22 protein-coding genes are annotated in these 16,168 nt (G+C 34.9%); 8 read left to right on the forward strand and 14 right to left on the reverse strand.

Annotation, left to right across the window (positions count from 1 at the left end):
* Positions 1-55 precede the first annotated feature (55 nt).
* Positions 56-538, reverse strand: coding sequence for a glutathione peroxidase (gene bsaA, locus B5P40_RS26255; RefSeq protein WP_105589733.1), 483 nt, complete (start codon positions 536-538; stop codon positions 56-58).
* Positions 539-763: 225 nt separating this feature from the next.
* On the opposite strand from bsaA, the gene B5P40_RS26260 reads away from it, so the two are divergent.
* From B5P40_RS26260 to B5P40_RS26280, 4 genes are all read left to right on the forward strand, one after another.
* A complete protein-coding gene (locus B5P40_RS26260) occupies positions 764-973 on the forward strand; it encodes a DUF3925 family protein (protein ID WP_002127081.1) in 210 nt (69 codons plus the stop codon).
* A 96-nt stretch (positions 974-1,069) separates the two neighbouring features.
* Complete coding sequence (locus tag B5P40_RS26265; protein ID WP_002141446.1) at positions 1,070-2,035, forward strand: MBL fold metallo-hydrolase; 966 nt, start codon at positions 1,070-1,072, stop codon at positions 2,033-2,035.
* Positions 2,036-2,120: 85 nt separating this feature from the next.
* The gene (locus B5P40_RS26270; protein WP_113710163.1) at positions 2,121-2,555 is read left to right on the forward strand and encodes a hypothetical protein; all 435 of its coding nucleotides are present in this window, start codon (positions 2,121-2,123) and stop codon (positions 2,553-2,555) included.
* Positions 2,556-2,866: 311 nt separating this feature from the next.
* Positions 2,867-3,109: a hypothetical protein gene (locus B5P40_RS26280; protein WP_002135917.1), complete on the forward strand. Its 243-nt coding sequence runs from the start codon at positions 2,867-2,869 to the stop codon at positions 3,107-3,109.
* Between the two features lie 54 nt (positions 3,110-3,163).
* On the opposite strand, the gene B5P40_RS26285 is transcribed toward B5P40_RS26280, so the two are convergent.
* Both B5P40_RS26285 and B5P40_RS26290 read right to left on the reverse strand, forming a co-directional pair.
* Complete coding sequence (locus B5P40_RS26285) at positions 3,164-3,844, reverse strand: DUF3600 domain-containing protein (RefSeq protein WP_002127077.1); 681 nt, start codon at positions 3,842-3,844, stop codon at positions 3,164-3,166.
* Entirely contained in the window at positions 3,841-4,419 is a 579-nt protein-coding gene (locus B5P40_RS26290; protein ID WP_002135915.1) for a sigma-70 family RNA polymerase sigma factor, read from the reverse strand. The genes B5P40_RS26285 and B5P40_RS26290 overlap by 4 nt, the downstream gene beginning before the upstream one ends.
* Positions 4,420-4,625: 206 nt before the next feature.
* Here B5P40_RS26290 and B5P40_RS26295 point away from each other — a divergent pair, with 206 nt between their 5' ends.
* Complete coding sequence (locus tag B5P40_RS26295) at positions 4,626-5,612, forward strand: quinone oxidoreductase family protein (protein WP_002141439.1); 987 nt, start codon at positions 4,626-4,628, stop codon at positions 5,610-5,612.
* Positions 5,613-5,641: 29 nt separating this feature from the next.
* The gene (locus B5P40_RS26300; RefSeq protein WP_113710165.1) at positions 5,642-6,280 is read left to right on the forward strand and encodes a zinc dependent phospholipase C family protein; all 639 of its coding nucleotides are present in this window, start codon (positions 5,642-5,644) and stop codon (positions 6,278-6,280) included.
* A gap of 44 nt (positions 6,281-6,324) precedes the next feature.
* Here the strand turns inward: B5P40_RS26300 and B5P40_RS26305 are convergent, their stop codons facing one another.
* The 6 genes from B5P40_RS26305 to B5P40_RS26330 all read right to left on the reverse strand — a co-directional run bounded on the left by B5P40_RS26305 (position 6,325) and on the right by B5P40_RS26330 (position 12,072).
* On the reverse strand, positions 6,325-6,708 hold the full coding sequence (locus tag B5P40_RS26305) for a VOC family protein (RefSeq protein ID WP_113710166.1): 384 nt from the start codon (positions 6,706-6,708) through the stop codon (positions 6,325-6,327).
* A 70-nt stretch (positions 6,709-6,778) separates the two neighbouring features.
* Entirely contained in the window at positions 6,779-7,573 is a 795-nt protein-coding gene (locus tag B5P40_RS26310) for a sugar phosphate isomerase/epimerase family protein (RefSeq protein ID WP_113710167.1), read from the reverse strand.
* Between the two features lie 229 nt (positions 7,574-7,802).
* Entirely contained in the window at positions 7,803-8,972 is a 1,170-nt protein-coding gene (locus tag B5P40_RS26315; protein ID WP_002012513.1) for a DEAD/DEAH box helicase, read from the reverse strand.
* Between the two features lie 19 nt (positions 8,973-8,991).
* Entirely contained in the window at positions 8,992-9,519 is a 528-nt protein-coding gene (locus tag B5P40_RS26320) for a hypothetical protein (RefSeq protein ID WP_002065080.1), read from the reverse strand.
* 90 nt (positions 9,520-9,609) lie between these two features.
* On the reverse strand, positions 9,610-11,298 hold the full coding sequence (locus tag B5P40_RS26325) for a formate--tetrahydrofolate ligase (protein ID WP_113710182.1): 1,689 nt from the start codon (positions 11,296-11,298) through the stop codon (positions 9,610-9,612).
* A 93-nt stretch (positions 11,299-11,391) separates the two neighbouring features.
* Complete coding sequence (locus tag B5P40_RS26330; RefSeq protein ID WP_113710168.1) at positions 11,392-12,072, reverse strand: class I SAM-dependent methyltransferase; 681 nt, start codon at positions 12,070-12,072, stop codon at positions 11,392-11,394.
* 359 nt (positions 12,073-12,431) lie between these two features.
* Here B5P40_RS26330 and B5P40_RS26335 point away from each other — a divergent pair, with 359 nt between their 5' ends.
* Positions 12,432-12,770: a hypothetical protein gene (locus B5P40_RS26335; protein ID WP_001253195.1), complete on the forward strand. Its 339-nt coding sequence runs from the start codon at positions 12,432-12,434 to the stop codon at positions 12,768-12,770.
* Positions 12,771-12,800: 30 nt separating this feature from the next.
* Here B5P40_RS26335 and B5P40_RS26340 read toward each other — a convergent pair whose 3' ends face one another.
* The 4 genes from B5P40_RS26340 to ytfJ form a co-directional block, all read right to left on the reverse strand.
* A complete protein-coding gene (locus B5P40_RS26340) occupies positions 12,801-13,013 on the reverse strand; it encodes a hypothetical protein (protein ID WP_002012518.1) in 213 nt (70 codons plus the stop codon).
* A 69-nt stretch (positions 13,014-13,082) separates the two neighbouring features.
* Positions 13,083-13,403, reverse strand: a complete 321-nt coding sequence (locus B5P40_RS26345) for a hypothetical protein (protein WP_002118741.1) — start codon at positions 13,401-13,403, stop codon at positions 13,083-13,085.
* Between the two features lie 51 nt (positions 13,404-13,454).
* Complete coding sequence (locus B5P40_RS26350; protein ID WP_113710169.1) at positions 13,455-14,231, reverse strand: oxalate:formate antiporter; 777 nt, start codon at positions 14,229-14,231, stop codon at positions 13,455-13,457.
* Between the two features lie 160 nt (positions 14,232-14,391).
* Positions 14,392-14,817, reverse strand: a complete 426-nt coding sequence (ytfJ, locus tag B5P40_RS26355) for a GerW family sporulation protein (protein ID WP_002127061.1) — start codon at positions 14,815-14,817, stop codon at positions 14,392-14,394.
* Positions 14,818-14,950: 133 nt separating this feature from the next.
* On the opposite strand from ytfJ, the gene B5P40_RS26360 reads away from it, so the two are divergent.
* Positions 14,951-15,736 carry a GNAT family N-acetyltransferase gene (locus B5P40_RS26360; protein ID WP_113710170.1) on the forward strand — a complete coding sequence of 262 codons (786 nt, stop codon included), beginning with the start codon at positions 14,951-14,953 and terminating at the stop codon, positions 15,734-15,736.
* Positions 15,737-15,947: 211 nt separating this feature from the next.
* Here B5P40_RS26360 and B5P40_RS26365 read toward each other — a convergent pair whose 3' ends face one another.
* Positions 15,948-16,139, reverse strand: a complete 192-nt coding sequence (locus B5P40_RS26365; protein ID WP_000476179.1) for a hypothetical protein — start codon at positions 16,137-16,139, stop codon at positions 15,948-15,950.
* Between the last annotated feature and the right edge of the window lie 29 nt (positions 16,140-16,168).

Raw genomic sequence — 16,168 nt, forward strand, 5'->3', positions numbered from 1 at the left:
CCTCAAAGAGCTACATTGTTCTTTGAGGCGTTTGTTAATAAAGTGAAACTCCTAATTATTCCCCAAGTACCTTCTCAATCTCAACCTCTAAATCCATCGGCTTCGTCTGCGGTGCAAAACGTCCTACTACTTTCCCGTCTTTTCCAATTAAAAACTTAGTAAAGTTCCATTTCACTGCTTTCATACCGAGTAAACCTGGCGCTTGTTCTGTCATGTATGTATAGAGAGGATGAGCCTTGTCACCTTTTACATCAATCTTTGCAAACATTGGGAAGTTCACACCGTAGTTCAATTCACAAAAACTAGTAATATCAGCTTCTGTGCCTGGTTCTTGTCCCCCAAATTGATTACAAGGGAAACCGAGTATTTCTAGTCCTTGGTCTTTATATTTATCATATACTTCCTGTAACCCTTTATATTGTGGTGTAAATCCACATTTACTAGCTACATTTACAATAAGAAGTGCTTTTCCTTCGTAATCTTTTAACGATTTTTCTTCTCCTGTTATTGTTTTAGCTGAAAAATCATAAACTGTCATTGTTCATACCCCTCTCTTCACTATCATTCTATGTTTATACTATACTACATTCGTGAATATACAGCTCTTATTACGTATTCACATACCGTAATGATAGCGCTTTATTTTCGTTCGAAAATTCGACACAATATACTAGACTTTTATGATGGAAAGTTTTACAATTAATTTGTGAACAAAATGTGACAGTTTATATTTCCATTATAATAGAAAAGGATGGTGTTCATTATGAAAACTGCACAACATGAAACGATTTCAAATCGCGAGTTTTATTTCGTACTATATATGATGTTATTGTATGTTATTGGCTGGGTAATCGATGTAAATGGTTTATTTTTAAGCTCCTACTTTAATTTAGCAGGAGAAATTATGCTTCCGATCGTTGGTGGCATTGTTGGACTGTTCGTTATGTCTATCAATAAAGAACAAACGAAATAACTACATTACAAAAGGGCAGAAGACGAGCTTTCGTTTTCTGTCTTTTTCTATTTTTAGCGTATAATAGATACATACCGTATATAAGGAGTGGTAAGTATGAAAAAAGTAGAACAACTATCTTCTCATCTATATCTTATTGATGATTATGACTTACAACATGATGAACGCACAGGTACATACGTTTTATTAGGTGACGATATTACTTTAATTGAAACTTGTGCGGCCCCTTCTCTTCCCTATATTTTAGACGGCTTACAGCAATTACATATTAATTTAAATGATGTAAAAAACATTATCGTTACACATGTTCATTTAGATCACGCAGGCGCAGCAGGGTTAATGATGGAAAAGTGCCCAAATGCTACTCTATTTGTGCATCCGCGTGGGGCTCGTCATATGATTGATCCAACAAAACTAATTCTTGGCGCAAAAGCTGTGTACAAAGAAGATTTTGATAAACTTTTTGATCCAATTCTTCCAATTGAAGAAGAACGTGTTCATATTGTACAAAATGGTGATACATTAAAAATTGCAGAAGACCGTACACTCACATTTTATGATACACCGGGACATGCGAAGCACCATATTAGCATTCACGATTCATTAACAAACGGCATTTTTACTGGTGATACAATAGGAATTTATTATAGAGAACTCGCAGACCTTGATGTAGAACTATATCTACCATCAACGTCTCCTTCACAATTCCAGCCAGATGCGATGATTGCTTCTAAAAATCATATTCAAAGTATGAATGTAGATACTATTTATTTCGGTCATTACGGCGCATCATCCAATGTTACAGAAGTATATAACCAACTTGAACATTGGTTACCTATTTTCGTTAATACTGGAAATGAAATTTTTCAAAAACATACTGATTTTGATGAGGCTACTAAGGCATTACAATCTTTACTACTGGAGAAAGTCTCCACTCATCTTACAAAGCTAAATGTTCCATCCAATCATTCTGTTTATAACATTTTACATCTTGATTTAGAAATTAGCGCGATGGGAATTATTGATTACTTAACGAAGCAAACAAAATCCACAATTAACTAATAGAAAACGAAGATATATACAACGCCATTATCGTATATATCTTCGCTCCTTGAATATATTTTTTAATAAAGGATGGTGGAATGGAATGCAAAAAGTGATACTATACCTCTGCTTTACATTATTTATCATCTTATTATTAGTTGTAGGTGTTAAAATTCAATTTTATTTAGATACAGACGCGCAAGTGAACTTTAACGTCTATCCAAGATTATTCTACTTTACACTCTTCCCTCTTTTGGTCGGCATTTTATTACGATTCCTACAATCAATTAATCGCGAAACGAGTAAACAAAACTGGAACTTTCAGCCGGATAAGTTTATCGCTATTACGTTGCCAACACTATTCATTGCCTTTTCTCCAGCTCTACTCTTTTCACCAGTTGGTAAATACCTACCTTATTTAACTAATATTATTCTTGTGAATACAACTTTCATTACCATTATTAGTTTAATAGCTGGTTACTCGCTTTTAGATTGTTTTATACAAAAAGACAAGGAGAATAGTAAGGAATATAACTAAGTGATTTCTCATTTTCACTTTATTAAGCAAGTCAAGGTAATTCTGCCCCTGACTTGTATGCAAAAGAACCTAATGTTCAATTTTTAAGTGCCGTTGGTTATGGTGGGTTATTTATAAGTGCAATAGTCCTTGTAAGAGTTGCTATACATGTGGTAAGGAAATTTAAGTAATAACAAAACGAGTATGAAATCGCATAGATTTTATACTCGTTTTTTATTGTTCATATATTTAATTGGTAATAGGAAATTTATGTTAAACTAAAGAAAGTCGCGCACTAAATCAAAATACATTTCAAACAAGGGAGACTTATTATGAAATTAGGGACTTTCTCGTTTCTAACGTTTATCACAAGTATATGTTCTTTCTTTATTTTAAGAGGACCTAATTCAAATTTAACATTAATTATTGTGCTTCTAAGTATTCTTTCATTACTCGGTATTATTTTTGCGATCGCATCAAAGAATTGGCTATTTAAAATAGTTGGTACGACATTAAATGGAGTCATACTAATATTTGTATATTTCTTATTGCTAGCAAAAGGAATAGGTGGTTAATATATTTACGTTTCAATAAGAAAAGCTCACAGCTTAAGCTATGAGCTTTTTTACTTATCTCACCTTTTCATCTACATACTCCATAAACTGTTCTGCTTTTATAAATCTTTCTTTATAAGCTTCAGGTACTTCTTCTACTGTTATCCCACCACTCGATTTCGCTTTTACTAATACAGTTTGATATGACATTAACGCTTCCATATATTGTTCATACTCTTCTGAAGTTAATACTTCTTTACTAGATTTATGGCCATTTAATTTATCAAAATACGGCTGAAGTTCCATTTCTACCTTTTTCATTTCCTCTTTTTTAGCTGGTGATAATTGATCATAATCAATATTACCGTTCGAATCCCCGTACTCAAGCTTTGCATTCGTTAATTTCTTTAGTTCTTTTGTAAACTCTTCATATTCCTTCGCACCCATTTCGTCTTTCGCTTGTGATAACTTTGCATTAAAACGCATGTATCCTTCTAATGTTATAGCTCCGGCATGTTTTTTTAAGTTCTCAAAAGATCCGTATATACCATCCGCCATAATAGATTGGTAAGCAAAACCAGTCGTTGGGATTAAAAATGCGGCTGCAAGCACTCCTGCGATAAGGCGCTTCTTCCTTTTACTTCCCCCGCTCTTCATTTTTATTTGAACAATTACTTTTTCTTTTAACTCCGGCGGGGCAATAATCCCCTTCGCTTCTTCTTGTATAGATTCTCTAACTCTACAATCTAAACTCATTTTACATTCCCTACCTCTCCTAAAAAGATTTCTTCTACTTGCTCTTTTTGACGTAGTTTCTTTAATGCCGCATGAATTCTAGACTTCACTGTACCGATTGGAATATGTAATATTTGTGCTACTTCTTCTTGAGAGTAATCGTGTAAGTATCTTAAGATAATAACTTGTTTCAATTTATACGGTAACTTATGAATGAGTTCGATTAATTTTTGATTTGATATTTTACTTACAACATCGCTAGAAAAATCAATTTGTACTGGTTTTCTTTGCTCTTCTGCTTTTTTTACAATTCGCAGTCGCATCCACCTCTTTCTTCTATAAGAATGGATTTGTTTAATCGCAAGTCCAATTAACCATGGACGAAATGGCTTCTCACTATCATATTTACGAAGCGATTCATATAGCTGTATGTATATTTCCTGAACGACATCATCTATATCTGCTTTATCCTCTATTAAAAAATGTGCTGTCTTATATACTTCTTGAATCGTTTTATCATACAATTCGCTATACGCTTCTTTATTGCCTGATAAAGTTAATTGGATTAAATCTGTATACACTGTTTCATCTTTCATGTACCATCCCTCCTTTGTCTTACACTATATATTGGCAAGCAAACGATATTTCGTTCGATTTCTTTCAAAGATTTTTCAAATAAATTAATATAATGATGCAATAACTTCATAAGCTTCACTTATAACCCTGCATAACAATTATATAATTTTCCAATTCCTAATGAAGATTTAAAATAATATATATAGTCAAATTTAGGAGGATGTATATGAAAGCTATCGTTGTAACTTCATTCGGTGGTCCTGAAGTGTTGAAATATACGGACATGGATATTCCTACAATTTCAGATAATCAAGTTTTAATTCGCGTTGTTGCTACTAGTGTTAATTTCGCCGATATTAAATCACGTTATGGCAAAAAAGGAAACAAATCCTTACCTTTTATTCCAGGGATAGATGCAGCTGGTATTGTAGAACACGTAGGCTCTCATGTAAAAAACATTCATCCTGGCCAGCGTGTCATTACTTTTCCTCAAAATGGCTCTTACGCTGAATATGTTGTCGCGAACGAAAATCTTACTTTTGTATTACCTGATGAAGTTAATTTCCAAACTGCAGCCGCTTGCCCTATCGTATCTTTTACAAGCTATAATTTACTCGCAAATGTTGCAAGGATTCAACAAGGTGAATCTGTTCTAATTCATGCAGCTGCTGGAGGAATTGGTACTACCGCGATTCAACTCGCAAAATTATTAGGGGCTAAAAAAGTAATCGGGACTGTCGGAAGTGAAGCAAAAAGAAAAATTGCTTTAGATGCTGGCGCTGATTATGTTATTTGTCATCAAGATGAAGATTTTGTAGAGAGGGTAAATCAGCTTACACACGGAGAAGGCGTTAATATTGTTTTAGATTCTATTTCTGGAACTGTTTCTGAAAGAAGTTTAAACTGCCTTGCTTATTACGGTCGCCTCGTCCATTTCGGCAATGCTAGCGGAGAAGTTGGTAGTTTTCAAACGAAAGATTTACACGCAAGTTGCCGTTCTATACTCGGTTTCAGCTTTGGCACTACACGGAAAAAACGTCCTGAATTGCTTCAAGAAACTGCGAATGAAGTTTTCCGTTATTTACGCGATGGAAGTTTACAAATTAAGGCTACGAAATCTTTTCCCCTTCAAGATGCAGGGAAAGCACATGAATGGGTCGAAAGTAGACAAAGTACAGGGAAAGTAATACTACACGTTCAGACAGCTCCCTAAAATGAATACATGAAATAGAGGTGTTATTCATGGGATCACGAATTATGCATATCATTATCGCTAACGGTATTGCTGAGAAACTTTCTATTCAAGATAAAACTTCTTTCTTACTTGGTGGTGTAGCTCCTGATGCTGTTCATTCAAAAAAAGAAAAAGGAACTTCACATTTTTACGCTGGTACAACGAAGAACTATACGAGAAGAATAGATTATGATTCATTTATTCATAAATATGAAGATCATATGGATTCCTCTTATATTTTAGGTTATTATACCCACCTCATTGCCGATGATAATTGGCTAAGTGGATTTTTTCTACCTTGGCTAAAAAATAGAATAGAAAATGACGAAACTATCGCTCCTATGTACTATAACGATTTTAAATTATTGAACGCAAAGTTGCTTCATCATTACGATAAAGAACAACAACTCTTCTCTCTTCTCAATCAAGAGGCTCACATTGTGGATATCGAAGAAGTTTCTAAAGAAAACGTTTTAGCTTTTCGAAAATACCTTTTTGAAGATATGCTATATCCTGAGCAACACTTGCACGAAAACTTACAAGTGTTTTCATTTGATCAAATCGTTGGTTATATTGAGACTGCAATTGAAAAAGGAACATTTTTTATAGAACAACTCGTTAATAAAAAATTGACTTCAAATATTTAATCCCCCTCATTATTTACGAGGGGGATTTTCACATAACTATATAATTATTTATTTTTTCCCATTACTGCAAAGTAATTCCCTTCACTATCAGCAAAGTTAAACACTTTACCAGAAGGCATAGTTACCATTTCTCCAACAGTAACATTTTTATTTTTTAGCTCTTTATATAATTGATCAAGATTTTCTGAGAAGAACATTAAGGACGGTGTACCAAGATTTAATTCTGGGCTCATGTTCGAAATAACTTCTTTATTATGTAGTATAATACTCGTTTCTGCACCCTTAGTCGGAGCGATTTCAATCCATCTCATTCCTTGCTTGTTATCTTCCTCTGCAACTACATGAAATCCTACTTTTTCCGTCCAAAAATTTACTGCCTCATCTTGATTATTTACGTATAACATAATTTGTCCAACTTTATGGATCATTTGTTTTCCCCCTAATGGTTTTTATATTCTATGTAGGTTTCTACAAGTGCTATTGTTATTCCTTTTGAGTTTATATGTACCTCTTCACAAAATTTATCGACTGATTCATCCCGTCAAGTTCGTTAAAATAATCATTTCTTTCAATCATGTAATAACCGTCGAATCCGATTTCATCTAATGCCTTGAAGAATATATTGAAATCTACTTCACCGTTTCCTGCTGCGACTTCTATATACTTACTTGAACTATCGCTTTTCAATTCTTTACAATCTTTAATATGCGTTTGTACTATATAATCTTTTAATAGGAATAAACTTTCTATCGGATTTTCATTTACATCACTTATTAAATTCGCTGGGTCAAAGTTAACTGCTAGTCCTTTTGAGTTTATATTTTCTAAAAATATTTTTAACACTATTGCTTTTTCAGATCCCGTCTCAATAGCAAAGACTCCCCCTAATTTTAATGATAAATCCCCTATCTCATAACAAGCCCTTTGCATCTTTTCATATCGCTCGCTCTTTTCAACATCTGGAATCTTTCCAATGTGAGCCGTTATTATGTTTGCTCCTAATTCTAATCCCTTATCAGCAACACGTTTCAACTGCTCTATTACACTTTCATCTTCCGCCCCTACAATTCCACTTTCTCCAAAACTAATTGCTAATGATGGGACTTTAATCCCATTAAAAGATAAGCTATCCTTTAAAGTAATCCATTCTAACTTTGAAATATTAGCTAAATTGAAATTCTCATTCATAGCATATAGTTGAATATATTCTAAATCCCATTCTCTCGCCTTTCTTATTCCTTCGTTTACTTCAATATGTTTCGTATTTAAAAACATTCCTAATTTCCTAGCCATACATGTACCTTCTTTTTATTATTTCGCATCATGTTAATATTCGACTTTTTTTATGTTACTTCCTTGTACAAACTAAACTAGAAATGCTACACCTTTATCAATATTCCCTGTAGAATCGTTAATATTTTTAAAGTTACGATAGATGAAATTTTAATAGTCGTTAATAAAATTTCATCTATTATTCCACAAAAAAAGACGTAACTACGCATAGTTACGTCTTTCCATTCATTTATCTAGGTTTTTTCTTACCAGTAAAAGCTGGTTTCTTTTTCTTTGGTGCTGGTGGTTTCGATTCTACAAATGTTCCTTTGAACATTTCTTGTTTCGTAAACACGATACCTAATTTTTTCGCAAATTGAAGTAATTTACGCTCTTCTTGTTCTGTTACAAGAGAAACAACTGTTCCTTCTTTGCCCATACGTCCAGTACGTCCTGAGCGGTGAATATATTGGTCTACTGTGTCTGGTAACTCTAAGTGGATTACGTGTGTTAAATCATCGATATCTAATCCACGTGCTGCAATATCAGTAGCAAGTAATATTTCTAATTTCCCGCTACGGAACGCGCGCATCGTTACTTCACGCTCTTGTTTGCTTGCCTCTGCATGAAGTGCTGCTGCTTTCATTTTACGGAACTTCAGTTTTTGAGTAATTTCATCTAAACGGAATGGATCATTTAAGAAGGCAACTGCTTTTACATTTCCCATATGCATAACTCTTCTAATATAATCATTTTTTTCACGACGCTCACAAACGATATACGTATGTTCAACTAGGCTCTGTGCCTCTGAACGTGTTACACGTACTAATTGTGGTTCAACTGTCAAATCACGTGCCGCATCTTCTGCAGCTTTTGTTATTGTCGCCGAGCAGAACACTAATTGACGATCGCGCATCGTTGATTTAATTACATCAAGTACAGCACCCATCATCTTTTGTTTTACAATTTGATCAAACTCATCAAATACAATCGTTTTCACTTCATGCATCTTTAATTTTTTCATGCGAATCAACTCTAAAATACGTCCTGGTGAACCGACAATAACTCTCGGATGTTTCTTTAATTTTTCAACTTGGCGCTTAATATCCGCACCACCAATTAAAGACGCACCTGAAATATCCGTTCCTGCTGTAAACTTTTGAACCTCTTCATGAATTTGCATAACAAGTTCACGAGTTGGCGCTAAAATTACAACTTGAGGTTGTTTAACTTCAGGATTAATTTTATGTAAAAGTGGTAATAAGTACGCTAATGTTTTTCCTGTTCCAGTTGGAGATTCAGCAATAACGTCTTGTCCTTCTAAAATAGTTGGAATCGCTTGTTTTTGAATTTCAGTAAATTCTTTAAAACCAGCCTTTTCCCAAGCTTGTTGTAAAAATGGTTGCATATCTTTTATCATTTGTTTTTCTCCTTTATCTCTATTTTTGAAGAAAATGTTGTATTGTTCGCACCGTTTCTATCATGTGTGAAATAACAGCTATTAAATCATCAACATGGTCTTCTGTAATCGATTTTTGAAATAGAACCTCTACCTTATTATGATATGAAATCGCTTGCTTATTATATTCGTATGAAATTTTTTGCGTAATCATTCGCTCTTTTCCCCATATAGAATGCAATAAAGTTTCAATTTCTTCGCATCCTATCTCTGGTTGCTCCATTTCGAACGAGAATTCCAGCTTCATTTCACAACCTGGTATAAACTGAGGTACTTCTAATATTTCACCTGATAAATTCTTTGCATCAACAGATAGTGAAAATGTCGCCTCTACCATCGTTTTAAATGTTTCTGTTAGTTGAAATGAAATACTATACATACGACTTAATGAAGCAAGGTCCATCACATCTTTTCGATCCGTTACGAGAATATCACCGTGTAAATCGAAATCATAGACAGCTCCTTCCACAATTACCTTTAAATTTTCAAAAGCAGTTGGATCAAACATAATTTCCTCCAAAAAACAGGCGCCTTTCGATGGAAAGGCGCCACTTGATGTATATATAGTTTACAGATAAACGAGATGAATTACAACCTTTTAGAATAAACCTACTGCTTTTCCATCATCATTTACATCCATTTGCAGCGCAGCTGGCTGTTTTGGAAGGCCTGGCATTGTTAACATTGTTCCTGTTAACGCAACGATAAACCCTGCACCGATAGATGGTTTTAATTCACGAATTGTAACGATAAAGTCAGATGGGCGACCTAATTTTGTTGCATCATCTGAAAGAGAGTATTGTGTTTTCGCCATACAAATCGGTAGGTTACTCCAACCTTCTCCCTCATATTGAGCTAATTGCTTACGTGCTTTCGGAGCAAATTCAATATCTTTTGCGCCGTACACTTTTTGAGCAATTGTACGAATTTTTTCTTCTAATGGTAATTCTAATTCATAAAGTGGTGCGTAGTTGTTTTCACCTTTTTCAATTTCTTTTAACACTTTCTCAGCAAGGTCAACTCCGCCTTGGCCACCTTTCTCCCAAACTTCTGTTAAGGATACTGCATAGCCACGCTCATTGCACCATTCTTGTAAGTATGCAACTTCTGCATCTGTATCAGTAATGAATTTGTTAATGGCAATTACGAAAGGAACACCGAAGCTTTGAATTGTTTCAACATGCTTCTGTAAGTTCTCCATACCTTTTGCTAACGCATCTACATTTTCTTCTTTTAATTGATCTCTCGCCACACCACCGTGCATTTTAAGCGCACGAATAGTCGCAACAATAACTACCGCTTCTGGTTTAATACCAGCTGCACGTGCTTTAATATCTAAAAACTTCTCGGCACCTAAATCTGCACCGAATCCAGCTTCTGTAATAACATAATCACCTAATTTTGCTGCCATTGTCGTAGCGATAACACTGTTACAACCGTGAGCGATATTCGCAAATGGTCCGCCATGAATGATAGCTGGTGTATTTTCTAATGTTTGTACTAAGTTCGGTTTTAATGCATCTTTTAATAGAAGTGTTAACGCTCCTTCTACTCCTAAATCTTTAACTGTTACAGGTTGATTTGAAAAATTATAAGCGACAACAATGCGAGATAGACGTGATTTTAAATCTTGAATATCTGTTGCAAGGCAGAATACGGCCATAATTTCAGATGCTACTGTAATATCAAACCCATCTTCACGTGGTACACCTTGAACCGGTCCACCAAGGCCAATTACTACATTACGAAGGGCACGATCATTTAAGTCAACACAGCGTTTCCAAACGATTTTACGCGTATCAATTCCAAGTGTGTTTCCTTGTTGGATATGATTATCAATGAACGCCGCTAATGCGTTATTGGCAGTTGTAATCGCATGAATATCTCCAGTAAAGTGAAGGTTAATATCTTCCATTGGTACTACTTGAGAATAACCACCACCTGCTGCTCCGCCTTTTAATCCCATTGTTGGTCCAAGAGATGGTTCGCGAAGTGCAATTACTGTTTTCTTACCAATTTTATTAAAAGCTTGACCTAAACCAACTGTTACTGTTGATTTACCTTCTCCTGCTGGAGTTGGGTTAATCGCTGTTACTAAAACAACTTTACCGTCTTTCTCATCTTGTAAACGCTTAAAAATATCAAGAGATAACTTGCCTTTATAATGTCCGTATGGCTCTAGTTCTTCTTCTAAAATATTTAAATTAGCTGCAATTTCTTGAATCTTCTTCATACTTGCTTCTTGTGCGATTTCAATATCAGATTTAACTGTTGTAGTAGTTGTCATATACCCTAGTCCCCCTTTAATTGATTCTGATGATATTGTATCAGTTTTTTGTATTTTCTGCACTTATTTACCTCCTAAAACCCTTCAATTTTGTTATACGTTTTTTAACATAAATACCCATAAAAATGTTAACGCTTGTTGTAACTCTGTAGGTAGCTGACCTAACATCTTCTCATTTACTCCGCGCTTATATACGCCGGTACCATCTACAACTTCAAATCCTTGTTCTTTTGCTAACTCTTCAAATTCCCAAGGCATCATCGTATTGCAAACAACGTCTTTGCCATATAGGCGCGGATAACTGTTCTCTCTCGGTTTTGCTGTCGGTCCTAAAATTGCAATACATGCGTATCCATCTTTCTTTAAAACACGCTTTATTTCATTTAATGCTCGCAACGGCTCCTCGGTCCATTCTAAAGAATTAATTGCCATAATTGCTTCAAATTTCTCATTTTCAAATGGTAATGAAGAAAGATCACCTTTTATAAAAGATAAGTTTGGGTCTTCTCCGCGCTCCTTACCCTTTTGAATCATAACTTCCGATAAGTCCACCCCAACCGCTTTGTAGCCAGTAAGACTTAATTTATATGTACCATACCCATCACCACAGCCAACATCTAACACTTGTACTTCCTTTTCCACGTACTGCTCAAAAAATGGAATGATTGTACTCCTGCTCCCGCTATCCCACATTTCTTGACTATTTTGATTCCAAAACTCTGCATTGTTATCCCATTTTTTCTCTGCCGATTCATGCCAATTAAACTTCGCCATACATTCCCCTACCTTCACGTATTATCATTCATTTCATTCTACATCATGTTCCAAAATCCCTGTTTATCTTCATAAGGAGATAAAGTGAAACTTTAATCAGTGGGGGTGTTTGTTCGTCCCCCACTGATTATTATTTGAACCAATCGGGCTTTTACTGGCAGCCCGACTCCCATCTAACTTCTTTGCTCCAGCCGAATTTTGAGGTGGGGGTCTTACTGCACGGCAAATAGCGGGATAAACAGGATAACAACGGAATCTATTTTCTCCAATTTTTGCTTTACTTGGGTTTAACTCATACTCATGTTCTGCTCCTTATGAAAGATACTATAGATACACCCAATTGAAAGAGAGGGATGTACATGCGAAGAAAGAGAAATCATCATTTTAAAAGTGGTGAAAAAAACGAAGAGTATGCAGCTGAAATATCTCCGGCTGGTATTCCGATTAGACATGAGCGCAAAGAAATTGCAAATGAAATAGAAGGTACAAATACCGGTGCAATGATCGGCTATGTCGCATTATTTCTTTCGTTATTCTCCATTGCTTTTTATCCTGTTACACTCGGCTCCCTTGCTATTTTAGTTGGCTTATTAGCTGTCAATTTTGGAGCGAGAACACTTGGATATACCGCAATTGGTTTTGGTAGTTTTTCTGTTTTATTTACTTTACTCTATCCGCTTGCTTTGTCAGCGTTTTAAAAAAAACACACCAAGTTATACTTGGTGTGTTCATTCATGATACAACATGATATGACCGCATCCACAACAATGCTTCGCTGTAATTTCTTGAAAAACTGGATAATTTTCTTCATCTCTATGCTCAATAAACACCTTTTCAAATCGGTACATGTTTGGCGCATATGCCCAATCTTGCTTCGTACGTGCATATAATGTTGAAGAAAAAAACTCCTCACCACCACAAACGATACATCCCTTCTTCATCAATACCCCTCCTATGCTTGTCTTACTTCATCTATATGAACATAAGCATAAAAAAAAGACCTTCTATTACTAGAAAGTCTTCTCTGAAACAAAAAGAAATGTACCGAATATACCTACTCCGCTATATTCTTTCGTAACACCAGCTTCTGTTTTATACGTTTGCTTTACAGTCATAAAGAAAACACCATTTCGTGCATCAATACTTTCAAACTGTAATTTCTCTTTTTTTTCATCTACATTTTGCGTGCATTCAAAGCTACTCTCGTCACATTTCAATGCATACTTATCCTCTAAATACAATTTAAAATCTGATTCTTTCGGACAAGTTATAAGTAATATTGCCACGAGAATAATACTTACAATACCCACAATTGTATAATATTTCTTCATTTGTTCTCCTTTCAAAAGACAAGAAAACTTGACTTCATGCGCCAAGTTTTCTTAGTCTACAACCCATTGCCACTCTTGTTCTTTCTTATCAAAAATGAGCCAACCCGTTTCTGTTACTTCCGCTTTCAATTCATCGATATTATCTAGTACCTCATCCGTACTTTCGAATGATCCTACTACATATACCGGAATTTCAAGACCTCTTCTCGACTCAATTTTCCCCGCTAAATCAATGTATAACCCATCTTCCATTAACGGCATAAGCCCAAGGATAACTTCCTTTGAAATTGCTGGGAAAATTTTTGATTTTTGGAAGAAAGTAAAACGTTTCTTTCCAAACGAACCGAGTTTATATGGAATCACTTTACTTAGCATTCCTACAAAATCACCGATTCTACGGTAATACACTTTGTTGTACCAACCGTCATCATGTGAAAAATAAACGAATCTATTCTTCAACAATGGGAAGAACGTTCTTCCAAGTGGTTCTTTTTTGTGAGCCAAATATAATAATTCTGCAATTTCTTTTGGCTCTAACTCATCTAAATCGCTTGCATCATCGAAATCTACCCAACAAAATTCATCAAATTCATCAATCTCTGCTTGAATGAGTTTATGTATGTTTTCTTCCTCAACATATTCAAATAAAGTATGATAATGAAAATCTGTCCACTCAAAATTATGCTTTAAAAGCAATACTTGATGAAGCGGTGAAGGGATGTTACTTGCAAACTCTTTAAACGTAATTCCAGATGTAATAAAACAATGACCCCGACGATTACCATTAATATATATCATATTGTTTACTTGGTCAGATCCTCCAGACAAAGCACCTAGCCACCTTCGTTTTATATGTTTCAATTCTATAGCATATTTTAACATGAAAAATTTTAGAAACATAGAAAAAACTTCAAAAACTATTTACAATTTCATGTGTTTTATTACATACTGATTACAAGAAAAAACGCCTGCTTATGAGCAGGCGTTTTTAAAGGATTTCATCTGGGTTTTGAGGGTGATGATTTCCCTCTTTCTTTTCATCTGTTTGGAACATCGATTGAATTTTATCAATTGTTTGTGGAGCTAATTCAATTATTTTTTCTGCTAAATGTGTCGCATTTTGTAAATGAAGAATATTTACCCCGTCTTTATTCACGACTAGAAATGCTACTGGTGTAATGGAAACACCACCTGCGCTACCGCCACCAAATGCAGGGTTACCGTTCGCTCTTTGTCCATCATTCGTCTGGAAATCAGAACCTCCTGCTCCAAAACCGAACGCTACTTTAGAAACCGTTAACACTACACCACCGTCAGCCGTTTGAACAGGCTCTCCAACAATCGTATTTACATCGACCATTTCCTTCAAATTTTCCATTGCTGCTTTCATTAATCCTTGAATTGGATGATCCACCGTTCATAACCTCCTTTGTCATATCTTTCCTAGTTTTTCCGAAAGTTTGTGAACTAAACATAAAATTTTATATTGATTTCAAAAATAAAAAGTTGTAATATTTAGAAAAATAAAAAAAAGAGGTCAATTTACTATGCTCAAAAAATTAACTCAAAATGATCATGAACAAGTACTTTCTTTTCTAAAAGAAGAAGCAGCAATGAATTTATTTATTATTGGAGATATTGAGGCTTTCGGTTATGATACAGCTTTTCAAGAATTATGGGGAACATTCAAAGAGAACGGAACATTAAAATCAATTTTACTCCGCTTCCATGATGCATTTATACCGTACAGTAAAGAAGATTTTGTTACCTCTGACTATGAAGCACTTCTTTCCGTATATAAGCCGCTTAAACTCTCTGGCAAGTCAACTATTGTGGAACGATTTGAAACCGCTCCAAGTATACAACTAGGTGCCAAAAATGAAATGTATTTTTGCGAATGTCTAGATGACAACAACTTACCTAGCACGCCTGTTCAAGAAACAATTAAACATGCCACACTAGATGATGTAGAGCGAATTATGAAATTACGAAGTAACATCGCTGAATTCCCGACTGCTAATGAATCAGAGAAAATATTAAGACAAGCTCTCGAAACAAATACAGGACGTACATATTATATTGAAAAAGACGGTGCTATTATCGCATCTGCTTCTACTTCCGCTGAAAATTCACTATCCGCTATGATAGTTGGTGTATGTACACACCCAAATTATCGCGGGAATGGATATGCTTCGCTCATATTACAGAAAATGATCCAAGACTTTACGAAAGAAGGCCGAACGCTTTGCTTATTTTATAACAACCCAGCTGCTGGACGGATTTATAAACGATTAGGATTTAAAGATATTGGGATGTGGACGATGTATCGATAATAATGCATAATACACGCAGAAGAGGCTGCCTATTATAAGTAGCCTCTTCTGCGTATAACTAATATCTATTCACATGTACTCCGCTTGTCGTTACTATATGATATACTATGCTTGTTAACTCTTGTTAATTTCTATAACATAAAAAAACAATTTAAATCTTTTATCTTTACAACTGAACCAATTAGGAACGCTTTATCGTTATTCTCTGTTCTTATTTAGATATATTTTTCGACTTGCTACTGAAATTTTCTAATAAATAGGAAATTCCAATACCTACTCCACCAATAATTAGAGCAACAATAGCTGTTAAAACCCTTTTTCCCATTGGCTGCGGAAAGAAGAAGGAAGAAAAAAATAACACTGCGGTAAAAATACACATTAAAATGCGCCCTTGTTTAAACATGCTTGATTGCTCCTTTTTTCTTTGTTAAA

The organism is Bacillus sp. SRB_8 (assembly GCF_003264205.1).
Classification (GTDB): domain Bacteria; phylum Bacillota; class Bacilli; order Bacillales; family Bacillaceae_G; genus Bacillus_A; species Bacillus_A mycoides.